The sequence below is a fragment of the Streptomyces sp. NPDC059788 genome (genome assembly GCF_042732265.1).
Lineage (GTDB): Bacteria > Actinomycetota > Actinomycetes > Streptomycetales > Streptomycetaceae > Streptomyces.
Genome location: NZ_JBHWHY010000088.1, coordinates 1 through 20,258 on the forward strand (window position 1 = coordinate 1; position 20,258 = coordinate 20,258).

Annotated in this window: 25 protein-coding genes, 1 tRNA gene and 1 pseudogene; 3 read left to right on the plus strand and 24 right to left on the minus strand. The window is 66.4% G+C overall.

Annotation, left to right across the window (positions count from 1 at the left end; translation table 11 throughout):
- Nucleotides 1–55: 55 nt before the first annotated feature.
- From ACFV57_RS41440 to ACFV57_RS41475, 8 genes are all read right to left on the minus strand, one after another.
- Nucleotides 56–544 (minus strand): hypothetical protein, encoded by a 489-nt coding sequence (locus tag ACFV57_RS41440; RefSeq protein WP_385244063.1) that lies wholly within the window; start codon nucleotides 542–544, stop codon nucleotides 56–58.
- A gap of 328 nt (nucleotides 545–872) precedes the next feature.
- Nucleotides 873–1,583, minus strand: a complete 711-nt coding sequence (locus tag ACFV57_RS41445; protein WP_385244066.1) for a hypothetical protein — start codon at nucleotides 1,581–1,583, stop codon at nucleotides 873–875.
- Nucleotides 1,580–1,765 carry a hypothetical protein gene (locus ACFV57_RS41450; RefSeq protein ID WP_385244069.1) on the minus strand — a complete coding sequence of 62 codons (186 nt, stop codon included), beginning with the start codon at nucleotides 1,763–1,765 and terminating at the stop codon, nucleotides 1,580–1,582. The genes ACFV57_RS41445 and ACFV57_RS41450 overlap by 4 nt, the downstream gene beginning before the upstream one ends.
- Nucleotides 1,762–1,998: a hypothetical protein gene (locus ACFV57_RS41455; protein ID WP_385244072.1), complete on the minus strand. Its 237-nt coding sequence runs from the start codon at nucleotides 1,996–1,998 to the stop codon at nucleotides 1,762–1,764. Before ACFV57_RS41455 ends, ACFV57_RS41450 begins: the two co-directional genes overlap by 4 nt.
- Nucleotides 1,991–2,290: a hypothetical protein gene (locus tag ACFV57_RS41460; RefSeq protein ID WP_385244075.1), complete on the minus strand. Its 300-nt coding sequence runs from the start codon at nucleotides 2,288–2,290 to the stop codon at nucleotides 1,991–1,993. Before ACFV57_RS41460 ends, ACFV57_RS41455 begins: the two co-directional genes overlap by 8 nt.
- The gene (locus ACFV57_RS41465) at nucleotides 2,287–2,574 is read right to left on the minus strand and encodes a hypothetical protein (protein ID WP_385244079.1); all 288 of its coding nucleotides are present in this window, start codon (nucleotides 2,572–2,574) and stop codon (nucleotides 2,287–2,289) included. Before ACFV57_RS41465 ends, ACFV57_RS41460 begins: the two co-directional genes overlap by 4 nt.
- Nucleotides 2,571–3,317 carry a hypothetical protein gene (locus tag ACFV57_RS41470; protein WP_385244082.1) on the minus strand — a complete coding sequence of 249 codons (747 nt, stop codon included), beginning with the start codon at nucleotides 3,315–3,317 and terminating at the stop codon, nucleotides 2,571–2,573. The genes ACFV57_RS41465 and ACFV57_RS41470 overlap by 4 nt, the downstream gene beginning before the upstream one ends.
- Nucleotides 3,318–3,320: 3 nt before the next feature.
- The gene (locus ACFV57_RS41475) at nucleotides 3,321–3,731 is read right to left on the minus strand and encodes a hypothetical protein (protein ID WP_385244085.1); all 411 of its coding nucleotides are present in this window, start codon (nucleotides 3,729–3,731) and stop codon (nucleotides 3,321–3,323) included.
- A 916-nt stretch (nucleotides 3,732–4,647) separates the two neighbouring features.
- On the opposite strand from ACFV57_RS41475, the gene ACFV57_RS41480 reads away from it, so the two are divergent.
- The 3 genes from ACFV57_RS41480 (at nucleotide 4,648) to ACFV57_RS41490 (ending at nucleotide 7,812) form a co-directional block, all read left to right on the plus strand.
- Nucleotides 4,648–5,736 carry a tyrosine-type recombinase/integrase gene (locus ACFV57_RS41480; RefSeq protein ID WP_385244087.1) on the plus strand — a complete coding sequence of 363 codons (1,089 nt, stop codon included), beginning with the start codon at nucleotides 4,648–4,650 and terminating at the stop codon, nucleotides 5,734–5,736.
- 4 nt (nucleotides 5,737–5,740) lie between these two features.
- The gene (locus ACFV57_RS41485) at nucleotides 5,741–6,061 is read left to right on the plus strand and encodes a helix-turn-helix domain-containing protein (RefSeq protein ID WP_385244090.1); all 321 of its coding nucleotides are present in this window, start codon (nucleotides 5,741–5,743) and stop codon (nucleotides 6,059–6,061) included.
- Nucleotides 6,062–6,492: 431 nt separating this feature from the next.
- Nucleotides 6,493–7,812, plus strand: coding sequence for a hypothetical protein (locus ACFV57_RS41490; RefSeq protein WP_385244092.1), 1,320 nt, complete (start codon nucleotides 6,493–6,495; stop codon nucleotides 7,810–7,812).
- A gap of 87 nt (nucleotides 7,813–7,899) precedes the next feature.
- Here the strand turns inward: ACFV57_RS41490 and ACFV57_RS41495 are convergent, their stop codons facing one another.
- The 16 genes and pseudogenes from ACFV57_RS41495 to ACFV57_RS41570 form a co-directional block, all read right to left on the minus strand.
- Complete coding sequence (locus ACFV57_RS41495; RefSeq protein ID WP_385244094.1) at nucleotides 7,900–8,589, minus strand: hypothetical protein; 690 nt, start codon at nucleotides 8,587–8,589, stop codon at nucleotides 7,900–7,902.
- A gap of 827 nt (nucleotides 8,590–9,416) precedes the next feature.
- Nucleotides 9,417–9,557 carry a hypothetical protein gene (locus tag ACFV57_RS41500; protein ID WP_385244096.1) on the minus strand — a complete coding sequence of 47 codons (141 nt, stop codon included), beginning with the start codon at nucleotides 9,555–9,557 and terminating at the stop codon, nucleotides 9,417–9,419.
- 56 nt (nucleotides 9,558–9,613) lie between these two features.
- Nucleotides 9,614–9,687, minus strand: a tRNA-Ile gene (locus tag ACFV57_RS41505).
- Between the two features lie 63 nt (nucleotides 9,688–9,750).
- On the minus strand, nucleotides 9,751–10,137 hold the full coding sequence (locus tag ACFV57_RS41510) for a hypothetical protein (protein WP_385244097.1): 387 nt from the start codon (nucleotides 10,135–10,137) through the stop codon (nucleotides 9,751–9,753).
- Nucleotides 10,138–10,969: 832 nt separating this feature from the next.
- Entirely contained in the window at nucleotides 10,970–12,127 is a 1,158-nt protein-coding gene (locus ACFV57_RS41515) for a hypothetical protein (RefSeq protein WP_385244099.1), read from the minus strand.
- Nucleotides 12,124–12,444 carry a hypothetical protein gene (locus tag ACFV57_RS41520; RefSeq protein WP_385244101.1) on the minus strand — a complete coding sequence of 107 codons (321 nt, stop codon included), beginning with the start codon at nucleotides 12,442–12,444 and terminating at the stop codon, nucleotides 12,124–12,126. The genes ACFV57_RS41515 and ACFV57_RS41520 overlap by 4 nt, the downstream gene beginning before the upstream one ends.
- Before the next feature lie 29 nt (nucleotides 12,445–12,473).
- Nucleotides 12,474–12,836, minus strand: coding sequence for an HNH endonuclease (locus ACFV57_RS41525; protein WP_385244104.1), 363 nt, complete (start codon nucleotides 12,834–12,836; stop codon nucleotides 12,474–12,476).
- Between the two features lie 5 nt (nucleotides 12,837–12,841).
- Nucleotides 12,842–13,012, minus strand: coding sequence for a hypothetical protein (locus tag ACFV57_RS41530; protein WP_385244107.1), 171 nt, complete (start codon nucleotides 13,010–13,012; stop codon nucleotides 12,842–12,844).
- 96 nt (nucleotides 13,013–13,108) lie between these two features.
- Nucleotides 13,109–14,191: an AAA family ATPase gene (locus tag ACFV57_RS41535; protein ID WP_385244110.1), complete on the minus strand. Its 1,083-nt coding sequence runs from the start codon at nucleotides 14,189–14,191 to the stop codon at nucleotides 13,109–13,111.
- Nucleotides 14,192–14,596: 405 nt separating this feature from the next.
- On the minus strand, nucleotides 14,597–14,755 hold the full coding sequence (locus tag ACFV57_RS41540) for a hypothetical protein (protein WP_385244113.1): 159 nt from the start codon (nucleotides 14,753–14,755) through the stop codon (nucleotides 14,597–14,599).
- Between the two features lie 141 nt (nucleotides 14,756–14,896).
- Nucleotides 14,897–15,232, minus strand: coding sequence for a hypothetical protein (locus tag ACFV57_RS41545; protein ID WP_385244127.1), 336 nt, complete (start codon nucleotides 15,230–15,232; stop codon nucleotides 14,897–14,899).
- Nucleotides 15,233–15,449: 217 nt separating this feature from the next.
- A pseudogene (locus ACFV57_RS41550) lies at nucleotides 15,450–15,806 on the minus strand (AAA family ATPase); the annotation flags it as partial.
- Complete coding sequence (locus ACFV57_RS41555) at nucleotides 15,806–16,039, minus strand: hypothetical protein (RefSeq protein WP_385244116.1); 234 nt, start codon at nucleotides 16,037–16,039, stop codon at nucleotides 15,806–15,808. The pseudogene ACFV57_RS41550 and the gene ACFV57_RS41555, both read right to left, overlap by 1 nt.
- A gap of 163 nt (nucleotides 16,040–16,202) precedes the next feature.
- Nucleotides 16,203–16,883 (minus strand): RNA ligase, encoded by a 681-nt coding sequence (locus ACFV57_RS41560; protein WP_385244118.1) that lies wholly within the window; start codon nucleotides 16,881–16,883, stop codon nucleotides 16,203–16,205.
- A gap of 139 nt (nucleotides 16,884–17,022) precedes the next feature.
- Nucleotides 17,023–17,169: a hypothetical protein gene (locus ACFV57_RS41565; protein WP_385244121.1), complete on the minus strand. Its 147-nt coding sequence runs from the start codon at nucleotides 17,167–17,169 to the stop codon at nucleotides 17,023–17,025.
- 107 nt (nucleotides 17,170–17,276) lie between these two features.
- A complete protein-coding gene (locus ACFV57_RS41570) occupies nucleotides 17,277–20,075 on the minus strand; it encodes a UvrD-helicase domain-containing protein (protein WP_385244124.1) in 2,799 nt (932 codons plus the stop codon).
- Between the last annotated feature and the right edge of the window lie 183 nt (nucleotides 20,076–20,258).

A 20,258-nucleotide genomic window follows, 5' to 3' on the forward strand; every position in this document is an offset into this window, starting at 1 on the left:
TCCCAGTCCCGCATGATGCGGGACTGGGACACGGGCCTGATGGGCTGCCGCGGCTTCAGAAGTCCCCCTCGTCGACCTGCAGGCAGACGAGGCCGAGCGAGCGCCACAGGGCCACCACACGGTCGCGGTCGTCCAGGACGAGGCGGACGTCGTAGGCGTCGCGGATGTGCGCGTTGAACAGCTCGTGCTTGACGGCGTGATCCGGGCGTATGTCTCCCTGACCGCGCATCAGCAGCGGAGCAGAGCCAGTCCACTCCCCCAGGTGCTGGCCCAGCCAGCCGCGGGTCGCAGCACGGACGCTGTACCCCTGGTCGTCGCGTTCGGGCCGTCCCGAGCAGAAGAGGACCCGGTGGCCGGCGTCGCGCAGGGCGTGAACCGTGTCGATGACAGGCTGGTTGGGCAGGTCCCAGGCCACCAGGCGGTAGTCGTGGTGGCCCCGTAGCAGCCTGCCGTCGGGGAGCACGTGCTTGGCGACTGTCCCGTCGATGTCGACGATGACGGCCCGGGGCCTGCGTAGCGCGGAGTTACCCGTGAGCGCGTTCATGACACGTAGAGCCTTCCTTGTCGGGGCCGGTGCTTCAGGCGGCCGAAGGAGGGGGGCCGGGGAACTCGCGTACGACGGAGCCCAGGAGCGGCACGATGATGTTGGACGGGGTTGCTGCGTGCTGCGTCCCGTGCGGAAGAGCTGCGGAAGAGAACGACGGGGCCCTTCGGCAGAGCCCGGGCTCGCCGCACTCGGGGCACGTCCAGGTCCAGCCGACGACGGGGCATGGACGTGCCGTCCGTCCTGGATGATCCAGTCGAAGAGGTCGACCAGGCTGTCCTCGTCGGGTGCGAAAGCGGCATCGAACGACTCGCCGGACACGACGAGTTCAGGTACCGCAGGGCTCCTCTTGGCTGGTAGCGGGCCCCGGCAGCGCCTGGGCGTCGAATGGCGAGGCTCCGACGGAGGGTGCGGCACCCGTCAGCCGGATGGCCTCCAGGGCGTGGGCCTCGATGTCGGCTCGGGCCTGGGCAACGACCTGCTCGCCGGCCTCCACGAGCGAGTCGACGGTGAACTGGGCATTGCTGCCCGCGTCGGCGACGGTGCGCTCCAGTGCGTTGAGCGCTTCCTTGGTGGCCTTCACGCCCTTCTTCTCGTGGATCGCCTCGTGCAGTGCCGCGGTGGCGGCCTTGACGCGGGCGTACATCCGGTCGGTGACCTCGCGGACCTCCCGCAGACTTTCGGCCGTACGGGGCTGATGAGGGATCTCGGGCACGAAGGCGTCGTGCTCGGTACGCCGGACGGTCACCGGCACGCCGCTGCCGAGTCCGATGGAGGACACGAGCGAGCCCCACTGCGCGAGGCTCATCTCGATCTCCACGAGCGCTCGGCCTGGATGGACCCAGTCGTGATTGAGGTCGCGCCTGCGCGTGGCCTCGTGGACGGAGAGCGAGATGGACTCGTTGTGGAGCAGGTCGGATTGGAACAGCGAACGGCTTGAGCCACTTCTTCGCGTTATGACCGCGACGCCGAAGGCGGGGTGGATCTCACCGCCGCGCTCCGGGTCGATCGCTGGATCCTGGGTTGGGCGGTGGCTCACGCTGGCACCACCTCAGGAGCTTCAACCGGCTGGGCCAGGTGCTCGCGACTGAGCCTCAGGGCCAGGTCGATGCAGTAGCAGGTGAAGAGGCCGCCTATGCCGGCGCCCCAGAACGACCAGTCGAGCAGCGGCTGCAAGGGGCCGTGCGGTCGTGCGGGCTCGATGGCGATCCGCTCGGTCATGCTCGCTCCTCGGTGGCGTATTCGATGACGATGGCGGCATCGCGGACGTGAAAGCGGAGGGCCTCTCCGGGGATCGGCTCTGTACTGGCGAGCTCATACGTCTCCCGGTAAGCGTTGGCGGCCACGGCCCACGCTTTACTGATCTCCTCCGCTGCGGCGCCCAAAGGCTCGGGGGCGGGGATGATCCAGCGGTGCACACTGTGGGTGACAGTCTCGAACGTGTAGTCAGCCACGAGCCGCCGCCTTGGACTGGGCTTCCACGATCACGTCAATGTGGGTGAGGTGGATGCCGCCCGTGCCGCCCTCGACGGACACCACGGGGTCGCCGGAGCCGAGCGTCCAGGCCGGAGTACGCGTGACGGTCGTCCGGGCACGGCAGAGGTTCGCGTCGGCCTCTTCCACGAAACGACCGTCCACCTGCCGCTTCCGGACTGCGACGGCGAGCCGGTCCTCTGGGCGGACACCGGGGTACGCGACCACCGGCGTGCCCATCGGGTACAGGGCGTTCCACTGCTTGTCATTCACGGGCTGCCCTCTTCGTTGTCGGCTGGCGGCCGGTGCGGGATGCCGATCCCTTCTCCCAGGGCCGGCTTGTTGTAGGAGGCGAGGACTGCCTGCCACTTCCGCCGGAAGCAGACGGCCTGGACGAGCGACCACGTGGTGGTCACGAGCTGCGCGCATAAGAGGCCCGTCATCGGCGACGGTGTCTCGCCCGCGACCACGAGCCAGATGCCGGTCACGGCCAGGGCACCAGCCACGCCGCTCAGAAAGGCTTGGGCGAGCAGCCGAAGGAGCGGGAGGCAGGTCACGACGCCACCCCTCCAGCTATCGAGACATCGCAGTGGCCGATCGAAAGGTCGTCGGTCCCTTCGTTGAGGTACTTGGCGAGGAAGCCGTCCTCGCGCGGATCGAACGCGCGCTCTTCGGCGAATTCCTCGCGGTACTCGCGGGGATCGCGGCCCCCGGGGTGGTTGCGCACCTTGCTGATGGCGTCGGCGATCCAGTAGGTGGTCTCCAGGCCGGGCCACTCCGGCGAGGTGCCCAGGCCGAGCGCGATCGCGTCGACCACGTCGGTGTCGGTGATCGGGGCGTGGTCACCGCTGCCGTTCGCACGGGAGAGCGGCAGTTCGTAGTCCCAGATGAAGCCCATGGCGCGGAGTACGGTCTCGGGCAGCTTGTAGGCGTTCCAGATCGCCTCGGCCGCCTCTGTGGGGCTGTCGCCGTTGGAGAGCCCGCCGGAGATGTAGAGCCTGTAGTCGCCAACGGTGAGGAACGTCGTCTCCCAGGAGACGAGAGCCTTTTCGAGCTTGTCGATGATGACACGCCCTGCGCGCCGGGCGTACTCGATGAGCACTCCGCCATCCTCGTCTATGAGGTTGGACTCGCAGGCCAGACTTGGCATTAGCTCCTTCAGCTCGTCTTCGGGATCGTGGAAGCTGAAGAGCGAGGGGTCCTCGATCTTCTCGAGCAGCTTCCGGCCGCCGTCGAAGTTCGGCGGCTCGGTGCTGGCCGGGAAGGCGATGCTGGCGGTGAGCATGCTTACGTCGCTCATGATCTACTCCTTCGGTGGGGGGAGGGCCGTTCGGGTCAGTCCTGGGTCCAGCCGAGGACGTCGTCTATGTCCTCGTCGTAACTGGCCTGGATCGCCTGGCGCAGGTTTCGCGCCGGGGTCTTCGAGGTAGTGCAGCGCGGCGCTGACGATTAGGTTGGCCGCGTCGCGGACCTGCCCCTTCTCGGGCGCGCGGACGCTCACGTCGGCGGCGGACCGGCTCACGGCGTTGCCGATGCGCTCTTGGAAGGAGGTCTTCGAGCCGGCGGAGCCGTCGAGACTCTTGCTGAGGAGCGTGCGGGTCATGCGCAGAGCGCTTCTGTCGGTGGTCGGCACGGTGAGTGCCTTTTCGACGACGGCCCGGAGACCCGCGGAGATCTGCTTCTCCTTGAAGTGGTGGAGCTCGCGGGCGTACATCTCGGCGGTCTGCGCGCCAGATTTAGCGTCAGCGGCCTCGATCCGGGCCTGGTGCCATGGGGCGGCACGGCCTCGGTGTACCTGGGAGTCGCGGGCGCGGGTGCCGCCTTGGCTCCTGCACAATTCGCCAGCCGCTGAGCCGCAGTCCGGGCAGGTGCTACAGAGCGCCTCACGGCGCACTGAGCCCGTCTAGCCTTTCCCTTCGCCTGTTGCCGCCCGATGGCGCGGTCTGTTCTCAGGCTTGACCAGTTCGGCTTCGCACCCCGCCAATACCAGCGACGCACGCGAACATGGGGACAGACCTTGGCCACTGGTCCAAGACGTCCTACACGGTCATTCCTCCCTCTCGTAGGCCGTCCACTTGGGCGGAGCGACTTCGTGTCGCACTTAGTCGTTCTCCTTCGCGATGCTGCGCGGCTAAGGTGCGCCGCCGGGCTGATGTGGGCAGCTGGACGTGGCGTCTCCGAGTCCGAGAGCCTGGCGGACGAGGGCGAGCAGGCTGCCCAGGTCCGGACCCGCTGTCGGGCGGATGGGCCGCTTGCGCAACACGGGCACGTCCAGATCGAGGCCCAGCAGTTGGCCGGGGTGATCCAAGTCGGCCTTCACGCGGTACGAGCCGGGTGTGATCCACCAGGCGTCGAAATCGTCGGCGGGATGTCCGGCACGCGGTTCGTGGACCGCTTCGGCTGCCCCGGGCAGGCCCGTCGACGCGGGCGAGGACCGGTAGCGGGTGGCCTCCCCCGATACACGAACTCCCGCGGGTTCCCCGGAGTGTCCTTGTCGCTGGTGGCCGCGCAGGCCAGGCCGCGACGGGTTCGTGGGGCTGATGGGAGATTCTGACATTTGGTCGGGATCCCTGAAGGTTTGCTGATATCTTCGGCGCACTGTCGCTCCTGGTGAAGTGAGTGGGGTCTCTGTGGCGTTAGCGACGGTGCGCTCGCTGGGTTCGCCGCGAAGCCTGCGCACGGAGCAGGAGTACGAGGACTACGAGCAAGAGCTCGTGGACCAGTACCTGCTGGCGTCCGTCGGCGCCGGGGTCGAGGACGTCACGATCGCGGGCGACCGGGCGGTGCTCTTCGAGCTGATCCGGTTCGTGGGCCGGCCGATCTGGACCGTGCAGGCAGACGACGCGGACCGGTTCCTTGTCCATCAGCGCAAGGTCCGGGACCTGGCGAAGGGCACCGTGCAGAAGAAGGCGGGCTCGATCGCCCAGTTCTTCGACTTCCTCATCGCTCGTTACCAGGGCGATGTGCATGCGCTGACCGGACATGTGCTGGTCCAGCCGATCGACGAGTTCAACCGCCCGGCCAAGGCCAACTACGGCTCGCCGCGCATTCCGCCGTCTTCGTCGGAGGTCGGCGACCTGTTCTCGGCCTGGCGAACGTCGCTGCCGTCGGCGCGCAAGTACTTGCCGGCCGCACGGGATTACTTCGCCGCGTCGCTGTGGCGGCGCGCCGGGCTGCGGATCGGCGAGACCAGGATGCTCGACATCCGCGACTGGCGGCCCGACCTGGGCGAGTACGGCAAGCTGCACGTCCGGCATGGCAAGGGCAGCCGCGGCCGCGGACCCAAAGCCCGGCTCGTCCCGGCGATCAACTCGGTGGACGCGCTGGTGAACTGGTGGTTCACCGATGTACGCCACCAATTCGGCGACGATTACATGGACCCCGACGCTCCGCTGCTGCCCAGTGAACGCCGTGACCCGCACACCGGCTGGTGCCGCCGCGTGGGCGATGACGCTCTTCGCTCTGGGCTGGCCAAAGCCGTCGGGCTGTACCTGCCAGCCTGGTCCGGCCGACTCACGCCGCACAGGCTGCGACACTTCTGCGCGTCCGAGTACTACGCCCAAGGGCTGGACCTGAAGGCGATCCAAGAACTCCTCGGATACGAATGGTTGTCCACTACGACCCGTTATGTCCATGTTCACGACGACCACATTGAACACACCTGGGCCGCGGCGAATGAACGGGTCGCCGCCCGGCTCAGGGCGAGCGACGGGAAGTGACACGGTGCGCTGGAACCTGCGGATGACGGCCGCGGAGCAAGGCATCTGGAAGTCCACCGAGATGCGCCGCCGCCTGGCGGAGGCCGGGCTGGAGATCAGCGCGGGGAAGATGTCCGCGCTATGGACCGGCACCCCGACAACCGTGCGCTTGGACGACCTGGACATCATCTGCGCTGTCCTGGGCTGCACCACCGGCGATCTGCTGATCCACGAGCCCGAGGCCGCAGCGGCCCGCCGGCCGGCCAAGCCGACCGAGGTCGAGGCCGGCGGGGCCAGCCCGGTCACGCCCCGGCTCGGACGCAACCGCACGTTGCCACCGGCGTGACCGCTCCACGAACGTGCCCGACGTGCGGGCTGCGACCGGTCGCTCACTCCCGGGCCAAGTACTGCTACAGCTGCCGCACGCGCGGCTCGCACACGCCGCCACCATGTCGCCGTTGCGGCTCGCTGGACTACTACACCGCCGGGCTGTGCCGCCGCTGCCACAAAGGTGCACCGCCGTTGCCAGACTCGTGCCAACGGTGCGACACCTGGGGTCTGTTCATGTCGACTCGGGGAATCTGCGACGCCTGCCGCGACTGGGCCAGACGCCACCCCGGCGAAGCCGCGTGCTCCTCCTGTGGACGTATCACGTCGCTCAATCCGGTCGGCGAGTGTCGCCTGTGCTGGCGCCGGAGCCGGTCCTGGGCACGTGATCCCTCCGATCCCGACCGTCTCGAAGCAGTCAACGGCGGGCACCAGCTCTTCTTCAACGGTATGGAACAGCGCCTGGCGCTGATGGTGCCGCCCCACCGCCGCCCACAGCCCCGGCATTTCCGCACGCGTCGTACCCGCTCGCGTCGGCGGCCCGTCCTCCGGCCGATCTCCGCTGTCGCCCACCGACAACTCGTCCTGTTCGACGCCCGCCGCGACTACGCACGCATGCGCACTCTGACGGTTCCCGAACCCGTACTGCCCGAACTGCTGGAGTCCCTCGAAGCCAGCTGCCTGCAACTCGGCGAACAGCGCGGCTGGACCCGCGACACGACCAGCGCAGTCAACCGCGCACTCAAGCTCCTGCTCGCCACCCAGGACACCCCAGGAGCACCGATCGAAGCCGGCACCGTGGCCATGCTCCGCGGGCTCGCCCTCCCGGTCCAACCGACCATCGACGTCCTGGACCACGCCGGCTTCCTGACGGACAACCGCACCCCAGCCGTCATCACTTGGGTCGAACGGAAGACTGCCCACCTGCCCACGAAGATACGCAGTGAGATCGCCGAGTGGGCCGACGTCATGCAGAACGGCAGCACTGTCGTACCGCGGCGTCACCCGCGTTCCGACCGGACGACTCGCAACCACCTCTACGCTGCCCTGCCCGCGCTCGACTCCTGGGCGCGGAATCGGGACTCCCTTCGCGAAGTCACCCGCGACGACGTGATTGCCGTTCTTCCCTCCGGCGGGACCGACCGCAGTGAGATGCTCTCCGGCCTGCGGTCGATCTTCCAAGTCCTTCACGGCCGCAGACTCGTGTTCACCAACCCGACCACTCGGATGAAGGTCGGCATGCCCGAAACCCGCACGCCGGTGTCGATGGACGTCCCAGTGCTGCGGAGCCTCATCGACGCCCCGGATCCAACCCGAGCTGCCTGCGGATCCCTCCTGATCTTCCACGGGCTGCGCCCCCACCAACTCCGAACCCTGCACGTCACTGACATCGTCGACGGCCGGCTCCACATCGAGGGCAGGAAGATCCTCCTCGCCCCGCAAGCACGAGCCGCCCTCAACGGCTACCTCGCCCACCGGGAGCGGCAGTGGCCCAACAGCGGCAACCCGCACCTGTTCATCAACCTGGCAACGGCCGGGCGCCTCACGCCCGTGACCGGAAAGTGGATCAACACCGTACTCGGCGCCCAAGCCCAGGCCCTGCGCGAGGACCGCATCCTCGACGAAGCGCACACCAGCGACGGCGATGCCCGTCGCCTTGCGGATCTCTTCGGCCTTACGGTCAATGCCGCTCAGCGCTACACGGCCACAGTTGACCACGTCAGCTTTGCCGAACACCATCGACGACAAGGCCAGTCCACCGACTCGTGAGTCCACCGTTTACCTCGTGATTTCGAGTTCGTACCCTGGTCCGATTGGCATCCGGCCAATGACTGCGTCGTCAGCTGATCTCTTCAATCAGGCGATCCGTTCGATGTGCGCGAAGATCACGGTTTCGTCGGCATAGGGATCGAAGCCGTGTTCCCCGGAGTGGTGGGTGAACCGATATGTCCCCGGCGCAACGTCCACGACAGAGTCGGACCAGCCCATCTCGCCGGGATCACCGCCCCGGGCCTTCCAGTGTTCGAAGTCAGCGATGGAGTAGGCCCAAAGGTCCGTGCAGATACTCGCGAGGCACGTGTCCTCGGGAAGCGATGGGTTGTCGTCCTCGTCACACCTCGGACTGGCGATGATGTAGCTGTCCGGTCCCGTTCGGTACAGGCCGGGACAGCTGTTGCCCACCGGGCCGTACGCGCAGCCAATGGAAGCCATAGCTTCCACCACCTGTGCCTGACCGAGAACCGTGTTGTAGTCGGCGAACGCGTCGCGCTCCCAGCGGTAGACCGGGCGGAGGTCGTCGGTGACGACGATCTTCCCGGACGGAACACTCAGAGTGATCTCAGTAGTGATGCCGTTCGGGTAGGGACAGGGGTCTTGCACCTCGACCGAATCCTCGGTGACCTGGAGCGTCGGCTTGGCGTCACATACGGCACAGCGGTGGGCGATGCCCGAGAATGAGGCCCGGCCGTCGAACTGCAGCACCGTCACTTCATTCTCGTGGGAGAGCTCGTGTCCGTTGGCCTTCAAGGGCAGCGTCTGGATGCTCATGACGTGTGAGGCTCCTCGGGTTGAATGTCGTGTCGGGTCTGAGTCATGGAACGAGGGACGAGCCAGCGGAGGAAGCCACACCCAGTCGTGCGCACCACAGAACTCCGGCCGGAAGAGAGTGGGTTAGGCTCTCCGCAACGTGAGTTCCGGCGGGTCGGTGCTTCAGAAATCGCGAACCGACGGGGGATCAACATCGGACAGGCACGCACGCTGTACGCGAGACATTCCGGGTGCATGCCGGGCTCGCCGGTGTACCCGACGTGCACATCAGCAGGCCGCACCGCGAGACAGATCCGCTCATCGAAGCTCTGCCCGCACACCTGGCAGCGCTGTTCGGCCAGTGCCCGGTCGCGCCGGCCTTTGTCGAGCGCACCGAACAGGTACCCGCCGCCGGCGTGTAACGTGATCCACGGGACGACCAGGCCGCCCAGGGTTGGGCAGCCCGCGCACCGTATTGGCACCGGCAGCTGGGCGGTCACCGGTCGTCTCCTTGCGCGTCACGTGGGTGGGGTGCGCCGCCGTCCTTGCCGGGCCAGTCCTGGGGCCAGGGGACGCCACACCAGCAGCGGCGCGTCTCGCGGTCGAAGAGCGGCGCCTCGTGGGTGGACGGTTCGCGGTTGTCGCGGAAGCGAACCCGGCCGTCACTTCGCGGTGACTGTTCGAGGGCCTGGGGCAGCACCCTCACCAGGTACGAAAAGGCGTCGGGGGGGGCGGTGGATGAGGGCTGGGGTACTCCCAGCCCGTGCTGGTGGTCCGGGAGGCGTGGTTGAACTGGTGAACGTTCTTGGCCGCCTGCGAATGGCTGTAGGCGGGTTCGGTCATGATCGTTATTCCTTGGTGTTGGTGAGGTCGTCGGGGATACAGCGGTAGCCGTCGGCGGCGAGGGACACCTCGTCGGGCACCGGGCTCGTCGCCGTCGGGCTTCGAGGGCATCGTGTACGCGCTTGGATGTCATGGGAGGCAGACATACGGTCACGGGGTAGTGACCCACAGAGCAACTACCGCCTTACAGCGACCACTTGAGTCGCACTGGTGGGGCTCGAACCCACGACCTCAGGACTTATAAGATCCGCGCTCTACCAACTGAGCTACAGTGCGTCGATCTTGAGTTATGCAGGCCGCGCCCGGTACGAGGAATGCAGGGCGCAGCCCTGGTGACGGTCAGGCCGGGAGAAGGAACCCGGCCGCCGTCCTGCGGATCAGGGGCTGCCATGCCCCGACTTGAAGCGATGTCCTCCCACATGGCCCGGCGCTGCTCTGCGGCCTGTCGCCGACCACCGCCTCTTCGGCGGTAATCGGCGACCATACGGCCGTGGGGGCCGAGGACACGCCGGCGATGACGTCCATCTGCGGGTTCTGGGTGATCTCTCCGTATGCGGGCTCTTCGCCGGAGTCGGTGTACTCCAAGGCCTCGAAGCGGGCCCGAACTGCACACCCGGAGAAGACCTTGGCCTTGCCATTCCTGCCGTCCGCGAAGTTCATGCGCTCCATGTAGCAGGCGTCGTCGTCGATGGTCGTTCGGCACGGTTTACGGGACGTGGTTGCCATGACGGTCCGCACTTCATTCCGCGCAAGCGGCGATAACGGCCGTGACAGCGGCCAAGATCGTTTCCCCGTGTACGGCCAACCATTCCCCACTCGCGGCTCCCATCGACGGCCAAATCAGATCCCCACCGCTGGCACGCCGGACACGGATAGTCACTGTGGCTGCGTGTGCTGCCGCCCAGGGTTCGTGCCGGCGGCGGGGGCGGGAACGTAGTCGTGCCAGTGCGTCCTGCCTTCAGGGCACCGGCGGCAGAGCCATTTCTCCCCGAGATGCACGTACCAGTCCCGGTGTACGTCTCCCACATGGCCGCAGTTGGCGCAGGGGTGGTTACAGGTGTACGGCGTGCAGTCGGTGTCGCCGATGAGGTTGCCGCAGCGGCTGCACAGTTCGGCGTGCACATCCTCGGGCGAAGACGACTCGCTGGCGAAGGGCATTACTTCCGTTCCGGTTCGAGGCCGAGAGCGTCTTGGAGCCGGGGGCCGACTTTCGTCACTGGCTGTGAGACCTATGGCGGCCGGGTGATTCTCCATCAGACGATCGTAGTTGGGGATCCTAACTGGTCACCGACGCGGCCGGGCCGAGGAAAAGCACTGCCGTCGGTGGTCGGCACGGTGAGGGCCTTCTCGACAACGGCCCGGAGACCCGCGGAGATCTGTTCCTCCGCGAAGTCGTGGAGCTCGCGGGCGTACGTCTCGGCGGTCTATGCAGCAGCTTCAGCGTCGGCAGTCTCGATCCGGGAGATCAGGCGCTCCCGCCCCTCCAGCGTCATGTGGACCCGGCCGTCGTGGAAGTAGGTCAGGCCCGGTGAGCCCGTGGCGGTGATGAGCCGGCCCTTCAGCTCGTTGAAGCGCTTCTCGGACAGAAGATCGGTGACTCAATGGCTCCGCGGGTGCCCATGTCCCTCTCCACTCGGAAGGGCAGCGACTTGTCGGGCCGGGCTCTCTTCGGAGGCCGAGGCTGCGGCACTTCCGGGTGGGCGGCGGTGAAGGAGGTGAGCGACGATGGCAGCGACGCGCGCAGATAAGGGGTAAGAACGTGGCGCAGCGCCTCGCGTGGATGCGGTGCCGGCAACTCCAGCGGCGGGCGAATGACTTCCGAAGCGAGCAGGTCCAGCCCCTCGGTCACCCGTGGGGTTCTTTTTGCATCGGCGAGTCGGGCTAGGGTCGAGGCGAGTTCCCGCCACCCGCCTCGGCGCCGGGCAAGCCAAGCGTCGACGGCCAAGACGTCGATCCGGGCCGGGCCGTCCTCATGGCGGTCCCCGGTTACCTGCCGCCACCGACCGGCCCGCTCTAGGTTGCCGCGCCGGCATGCGAGATAGGCCACCGCCAGATCGAAGAGCGGAGTGCCGCGGACGCCGGGCTCATCCCACCAGACCCGCTCCACGACGGCGGCCCAACCCCACTCTCCGAGCCGTAGCGCCTCCAGCAGAGTGAACCCGGAGTCCGCGACGGGGCAGACCTCTACCGGGCCCTGCGCACGGCGCTCGGCGGGCCGCAGGGTGAACAGAGTTCCCTCCGGCACCAGTGTGCATACCGGACGCCGCCGGACGCCGCCGAGCTGCAGGACGGCAGGGCCGCCCAGCGGAGTGGCCACGGTCGTGGCCCCGCCCGTATCCATGTCCGATGGGTCCCTCACGGTCCACTGGCCGTCCGGCTCCTGGCCCCACAGCCGGATCCAGCCGTTCACGGCCCGGCGAGACTCCTCGCCACTCGAGTTCTTCTCGTTCGCACGCCCCGCGTAGAGCACTACCTGCTGGGTGCGGCCGCCAGTCACCACGACGGGCTGGACGGACAGGTAGGGGGACCAGCCGTGCACCAGGCACTGCTCCTCGTGCGGGATCTCCACCGGGGTAGGAATCTCGGCGCGCAGCGGCACGCGCCACAGTCGGCGGTTACCGCGGTTGAGAACCTCGGCTGCGCCGACGACCGTGCCCGGCGCGGCGCCAGGCACTGCGGGGGCCGCAATGTCGACGTGCGCCGTAGCGACGCTCACAGCTCGCCCACCTCCACCGTCCGCGCACAGCAGGGTGCCTGCATCCAGATGTTGTCATCGCGGCCCCGGAAGCGACCGTCGGTGAACGGCATCTCGCCCCGCGCCGGGCCGACGGGGCCGTGTCCGACCCAGGGTTCCGGCATGGGCGGGCGGGACGCGAACAGCTCAGTGCTCTCCTCGGAGGGCTGGGCCTGGAACGTGCCGGACAGATGTCCCCCGGACCATTCGCGGTTGTCGCGTTCCTGGTCTTTCGGGGATGTGCAGCGAGCGGAGGTGTCGCGCTTCGCACCGTAGTTCAGGCAGATGATCCAGGCCATGCGTCTGCTCCTGATGTGCGACAAGGTGGTTAGTACTTCTTGCGCCGGCGCGCGAGACGCCAGCGGTAGAAGGGGCTCGGCACGCGGTTGGACTTCCGCCGGTTGTGCCGACGGCAGAGCAACTGGCCGTTCCACAGTTCAGTCGGCCCGCCACGGCTCCAGGGGTGTATGTGATCGGCCTCGGTCCCCGGTGCCTGGCACCGGAACCAAAGGGGCGGCTTGTGTTCGCACCGACCGTTGGTCTGGCGGATGAGCTGCTGCTTCTGGGGCCAAGTGAAAAGCCGGGTGGGATCCCTCCAGCGCCGCTTACGGCCAATGCCAATGGCGAGGCACAGGATGCCGAGCGCCGCGATGGCCAAGCAGGCGAGCAGCACAGTCGGATCTGGCTGCATGGCGTTCAGTGCGGGCCGTTGCCGAAGGAGATCAGCTCACACCTGGTCGCCCAGGACCGGTCCTCGAAGTCGATGACCGTGACGAGACGGGTTTTGCCGAGGCAAAGGTTGCCCCTTCGGGGCTCTCGATGCTCTGCGCCGGGGTCGGGCTCGGAGACGGTGCAGTACTTGGGCATGGTCGAAGGCTGCTTTCTGTACGGGAACGTGTGAGCCGGACAGCGAACCGTCGAGGAGACCGGAGTGGCTTCTCGACGGTTCGGACGGGGGCGTCCTCAGAAGTCGATGGAGTACTTCGGGGGGCGGTGCAGGGTCACCACGTCGGCACGCAGGTCCCTCCCGTCTCCGGGCGACCAGTCGTCCTCGTCACGGAGGTCGGTGAGCATGAAGGCGCCATTCGGGAACTGATAGCCGTCCTTGGACGGGACGGCGTCGCGCATGCGGAGCTGCAGCCTGGTGCCGGTGTCCCAGTCGTCGATGGTCTGCAGGCCGTCGCTGTTGAACAGATCGATACGGCCGTCGATGACGTTGGTGTCGCCGTTCTTCCAGATGATGTGGGCCTCGATTTCCGAGCGGGCGTGCTCGCTGCGCTTGATGTTCAGGTCACCGATCACCTCCTCGAATGCCCCGCCCAGGCGCAGCTCGAAGGCGATCGCCCGCAGATGGTCGAAGTTGATGTCGTACTTCCGGGAGAAGTCGACGATCTCAGCCACCTGCCTCTCGTCCACTCCGTGCACTCGGTCGCGCAGGTAGGTGGCCACCGTCTCGGGCTCGGGGTAGGCAAAGCGCATGTGATAGTGAAAGCGGCCAGGGCGGTTGAGCATGTAGTCGTTGACGCGGTCCAGCTCGTTGACCGACAGGACGTAGAGGCGCTTCGTCGTGCTCAGCCCGTCGAACAGACTCAGGAACTGGTTCTGCGACTCGTCGTCCTCGTCGGAGAAGATCTTCTCGAACTCGTCGAAGACGACGACGGCTTCGCCCAGCTCGTCGAGGAACGCGGCCAGCCGCGGCGTGTCGTGCTGCACGAGCACGGTGGGCAGGCGGAGTTCCTCGCGCATCCGCTCGGCGAGCAGGCGGAGCATGAGGGTCTTACCCATGCCCTTGTCGCCGGAGAGGATGACGCCGAGCGAGCGGTCCATGTTGGAGTAGCCGGTGACGATCCGCTGCACACGGGAGGCGTGGCTGCCGTAGACGGTCTCTTCGGCGGATGTCAGCGACTCCGTCTGGCGCAGGCTGTAGCCGGTCGCCTGGTCGAAGGTGATGGTGTAGGTGGCCACGGGCAGAGCAGCGAAAGTCTGCACTGAGTCCCCGTAGAGGCGGAACTCCCCGCCGGAAGCGACGATCGTGGATGCGGGCATGAAGATTTCTCACTTTCGCAGGAGTACGTGGGTAGAGACCGCGGCGGGGCAGCAGCACTCAGCGGATCGGAAGCACGCTGCTGTCCGGCCGGTAGACGCTCTCGTCCTCCTTGAGCACGGACGTGGCGAGGGTGACGGTGACCGGCATCAGGAGTGTTGCAACAGGAGCAGCCAGGCTCTGCTCGTCCGCGAGCACAGTCTTGGGGATGCGGCCGGGCGAGGTGAAGAAGTGTTCGACGAGCTCGATGACGCTGAATGTGGGGCCATGCGGTCGGGGAAGTGCTCGGCGATCGTCTGCCCGGGAGTCGGCCGTCAGGTGGGCGCGGCTCGGTCAGCAGGTGCAGGACCTCGTCGAGGCAGCCGGTGCTCTCCGGCTCAAGAGGCACGAAGGACGGCAAAACCTGGTCAGCGGCGCTCGTCTTCGTAGTCACGGCGGGGGCAGTCCAGCAGCGCGTCGGCGTCACAGTGTTCATCAGGCATGTGTTTGGCCAGGTGGAGCAGATCGGTGATCAGGTCGGGGATCGAGACGTGCTCGTGGGCGGCGCGGCGGCATACAGCTACCACGCAGGACGTGCGACGTCGGAGTGCGTGGAGATCATAGGATCGGCGGGAGTCGCAATAGTGTCTTTTAGTAGAGCGACGGGGAGGGGTACGGAACGACGAAACCCCGGACAAAACCGGGGGTTCGCTGCGACCGCGGCGGCGTCAGAAGTTGCCGTCGGCGACCTGAAGAACAGTCAGCCCGAAGGCCCGCCACGCCTGGACGACCTGGGTGCGGTCATCGAGTACGCAGGTGACGTTGTAGGTGTCGCGTATGCGGGTGTCGAAGAGCTCGACCTTCACAATCGAGTCCTTGCGGAAGTCGCCGGGGTGCCGCATGAAGGGCCCGTCGTACGGAACGCCGATGTACTCGTTCAGCCATGCCTCGGTGGCGATCCGGCAGTTGTCGGTGCGGCCGGAGAGGAACACGATGCGCTGGCCTGCCGCGTACAAAGCCCGCACGACGTTGTTCACCGGAGCGTTGGGGAGGTCCTGGTGCACCCGGGTTTCGTCGGAAGGGGCTGCGGCCGTCCATCAAGGCAACGGTCCCGTCGATGTCCACCAGGACGGCCCTGGGGCTATCAGGCTTCGGCTCGTACTGCAGCCCCGCCAGAGCGGCTGCGCGGCTTTCCTCCGGCAGGGGAAGCGGCGACGACTTCCCCGCCAGGAAGCGCTGGTACAGGCCGCAGATGGTGTCCTCGCCAACGGACACCTCACGGACCGCGTCGCGCTCCAGGCACGTCTCCAGCGGCACATGGGTGAAGTCGTGCACCTGAAGCTCGGCGCCGGCGCGGTCGGCGAGGCGGGCCAGGTCGCAGACGACGCGCTGCGGCAGGTTGGTGTCGTCGCAGACCATGTCGTAGCCCTGGCTCAGCAGCTTGAGGATCATGGCGTCGCGGACTGCCATCACGCGCTTTTCGGTGACGCCCTTGATGTGCTCGCCAGAGTCGAGCATGGCGCGCAGGTCGTCCCGGTTGACGCGCGCCCGGCCCGCGCGATTCTCGGCGGTCCAGGTGCGCGCCCAGGTGGTCTTGCCGCTGGCGGGCAGGCCGCGGGTGAAGTGCAGGGTGGGCATCAGGCGTTGTCCTCGATGGTGTTGACGGGCCGGACGTCGGCCTCGGGCCGCAGGGTGTGGAAGATCCGGGCCGATAGGTCGCGGCCGTCCAGGAGCATGAACAGCCAGGCGCGCATCGGCGAGCGGCTGGCGTGCAGGGCGTACTCCTTGCGCGTCCAACGCTTGGGCAGCGCGTCCAGGATGCGCTGGTGCTCAGCGCGAGCCTCGGCGAGGATCGCGTCGCGCTGCCGCATCAGGTCCGCGGCGACGTCCTTGACCCAGTCGTGGAACTCGTCGGGCAGGCCGTCGCAGATCTCGGCTGCGGTGTCACCCGCGCCGAGCCGCCCCAGACCGCGCGGGCGTTGAGTCCGGTGATGATTCGGTGCAGTGCCACGTAGTCGCCCTGCTTGATCTTGATCATGGTGTTGTCACGGCAGGGGAAGCGCAGCACGAAGCCCTCGGCGCCGGGACGCGGACCCGCTGCCAGAGCCTCGGCGAGCGTGGTGAAGTCGAAGGCGACACGGGGGCCTTCCCACGGCAGTTCGTCAGCGGGCAGCGGGGCGCCGGTGGCAACATCGACGCCGCCGAGACCAGGTCGTCCAGGGTTCCGTAATCGCAGACGATGCGGTTCTCCGGGAAGATGATCTCGAAGAGGTAGGTGACTCCGGGCTTGATCTGCGCGGTGTCGGCGTAGCGCTCCTGCCAGCTCTTCGTCGCGTGCACCGCCTGGCCGGAGGCGAACGAGCCCCGGGTCGCGATCGCGTACCCGTCGTCGGGCAGCGGGTAGAGGATGCCGAGCGAGCCGTCCAGCTTGTCGGTCACCACGACCTTTTCGTCCAGGCTGAAGGTGCCCTCGGGGTGCTCGGAGTAGTTGAAGAATCTCGCGTACGGCCGGGTCAGGATGCGTCCCTGGCGGTCGGTGATCAGTCCGCGGCACTGCCGGGTGACCTCGTTCCACTCCCGCTCGAACTGGGCCTTCTCCGTGTAGTTGAGGATGCGCAGCGGCAGGGTGGGGTGGGTCTGCTCTCGGACGTAGCCGCCATCGAGGCTGCGTGCGAGAAGAGCAGGGTCGAACAGGCCACCTATGTGGGGATGCATTGCCTCTCCTGAACTGGGCGGAATTGCCGATCATGCATGTGCGATGCATGTGCGGCGGCGTTTGAGGCCTGCGGTTTTCTCGGGGCCGGAGTACCGCCGTCTGTCCGGCACGGGGCCTTCCGGCTGTCGTGCCAGACAGCTATTGGAGGCAGCGCAGCCGCTGCTCGGGCGACTCGTAGTGGTCGTGGAAGACGGGCCGGCCCTGGTGGCAGATGATCAGGTCGTAGATGGTCAGCAGGCCGGGGGCGAGCTCATCGGAGTCACCCTGTGCGCCAAACACGGTCATGGCGTGCTGCATCATGCAAGAAGGTGAAGTGTGGAAGACCCCAGGAGCGGGTGTTCTCGACGAGCGAGACGGCCGCCCCTGCAGCCTTGAGTGCTGGCGGCGGTTGGTCAGACGGCCGCGGTGACCGCGGAGCGATCATCGGCGCTGCCGGGAGCAGCGCTGTCGTTGTCGTCCAGGAGATCCGGATCGATGCCGAGGGCGCGAGCGGCGTTCTTCTTGTCACGTTCGGACAGAGCCGTCACGATCTGCTCGTAACTGCTCTGGATCGGTGGGTTCTTCACGGTGCCGTAGCCGAGTACGTACTGGCTCTTCATGGCACGAGTGAAGGCGACGTAAAGCATCCGTTTGGCGTCTTGGGTCATCTTCGTGTCCTCCCTGTAGAGGACAACAGCATTGTCGAATTCGAGGCCCTTGGCGCCGTGGACCGTTGAAACAAGCAGATCACCCTTGGACCTGAGGTTCCTCTGCTTGCGCTCGTGGTTCTTCTGCTTGGTGATGTTCAGCTTCTGCTGATTCTGCTGAATCTCAAACGAGAGCAAGTTGTCGCGCAGCTGATCGAAGAACACCTCATACGCGAGCACGCCCTGGAGGCAGAGCGCGATCCAGCCGTTGATGGTCGCGCTGTTCTCGATCCACCAGTCGGAGACCATACGCAGGATCGCCTTCTCAACGTTGGCGTTGGCAGCGTTCTTCGTCAGCTTGTCTATGTTGCCTTTGATCCCCTCAGAGACCACGAACGGGGCGTTGGCCGGCTCTGCCTGCAGGACGTCGTTCCAGAAGGACTTGATGTATTTCGAGAAGATGTCCGTGAAGTAGATGCGATCGCTGACCAAAGAGGCGACGCGGCGGTCCGGGTAGCACTTTTCGAGCACATTCTGGATCACGGACACCTCGCGGCGCGAGTAGGCCAGGAAAGCCACCTGCTCACCCCGGTCCAGGCACTTGTCCACGTAATCGGGGATGACCGTGTTGCGCACGATCGCCTGCAGGTCCTGGGCGACGAACCCGGTGAGTCTGGGCACCTCGCGGTACTCCAGAGTGACCTTCTCCCGGAAAGAGTCAGCCGTAGGCATTGCGAGCGAGTTCGCCTGCAGCTGGATGTTGGCGAACTGGTTGGTCTCCAGCCCGCCGAGCACGACGTTCGCGAAATCCAGGATCTCCTGGTTGCTCCGGTAGTTCGTCGTGAGCTTGAAGGTCGCGAAGACACCCGAGCCCTCCAGCGTGTTGAGCGCACGCGGGTTCGCTGAGCGGAACTCGTACAGCGTCTGCGAGGCATCACCGACGATGAACAGGGACTGAGTGTGCTTCGTGATGTACTTCAGCACGTAGATGAACTCAAACACGCTGTTGTCCTGCACCTCGTCGATGATGAGGTATTTCGACTGCACGTGTGCCGGCTCGGACATGTCGTCGATCTTCTGGTAGCAGATGATGATCTGCAGCTCCAGCGACGTCTGCTCGATGCGGTCGAGCAGAGCAATCACCTCGTCGAAGTGGCTCTCGACGAAAGTGTTCAAGGCCGTGAAGGCACCGGTCCTGTTCTGGTCGACCCCCAGCAGGCGGTGGCGGAACGTCGCCGCGAACTGACTGTTCGGGTAGAAGATGTCGATCGAGTTGATGATCGTGTCGATGGCCGAGACCTTGTGCCTCGGGTGGTTCATCGAGTAGATGTCGATGATCATCTTGGCGATCGTCATCGAGCCGACGTCCGGGTTCTTCTCCGTGATGTTGTCGGCAGCGGCATTGGTGAACGAGAGCACCGTGATGTCCGAGGCGGAGACACCACAGGTTTCGAGGTACTTGATCCGTTCGAGGATCACGGTCGACTTGCCGGTGCCGGCTCCCGCCTGCGTCATCACCAGCGGCTCGTGCGTGGTGAGCGCGTCGAGCTGCTGCCTGGACAGGTGAGGCGGCAGGTTCGGAGGCGTGGCTGGCAGCGGAGGCACGAGCAGCTGAGGCTTCATCTGCTCCAGGTGGTCGAGCGTGTGGTTCATCAGCAGGCTGAGGTTCTGCTTCGACAATTTCGTGGCGATCTGGCCGGAGAAGGCCGCATCCAGCTGCTTGTGGATCTGGCGGTAGGCCTCCAGCGGGACGCTGTGGTTCTCCAGATAGCGCAGTTGGACGGCGAGCATGTTCAGCTGTTCCTCCGTCGGGCCCGCGGGCATGTCCTGGATGTAGCGGCAGACCTCGTCGGCGATCGCCTCGGAGTCCCAGACCTGAGCCAGGCGCGTGATGCGCTCATAGATCGAGTACTGACGCATCCACTCGTCGAACGCGTCGTCGAGGTTGGAGGCCCTCAGGCCGGCGGATGCGAGCACGTCCTGGACGTAGTCACGGGAGTTCTCCAGCGGGCTGGTATCCCACTGCAGGAAGACGACGGCGTCGTGGTTGCCGTAGCCTGCCGAGCGCGAGACGACGGTCGCCAACTCCGGCTCGGGGAGCCCCTTCTTGAAGAAGTACAGCTCCATCCGGTACTGGATGACGAGGTCGCGCGTGGACTTGCCGCCGGACTTGTCCTCGTAGAGCACGAGCGCCTGCGGGGTCATGTCGAAGACGACGTCCCAGTCGTCGGACTGGCTGGAGGTGGTGTCGACAGCAAAGCGGTCATCGACGTGTGGGCTCCGCAGGGTGAAGGATCTGCCGGCGTTCAGGGCGCGGCGCGTGATCGGCGCTAGCGGGATCGACGTTGTGGTGACGTCGTGCTGCGTCAAGCTCTGCTTGACCTCGGTGTCGGTGGCCATGGCGTACGCGGTGTTGGTGGCCGTGTTGATCGGCAGCAGGGACTCGTTGAGCAGGCCGATCTTCTTGCCGTTGCCGGTGAGCTTGGAGGAGAAGAACTTCGGGTCGACGGTCTTCTGGGCAACGGCATTGGCCGAGAGGTCGAGGCTATCGAGCAGAACAGGCATATCGTTGCCTTTCTCCAGTGGATCGAGAGGCGGATTGAGAGAAGGTCAAAATGCACCGCGCAGCAATTTCGACAAGACGTGAATTGCGAGTTGAATGCACGAAGGAGAGCGAAAAGCGCGGCGACAGGGCTGGGCGATGGGCGCAGGTACGAGCACGGGCGGGGTTCGTCAGCTGACGAACCC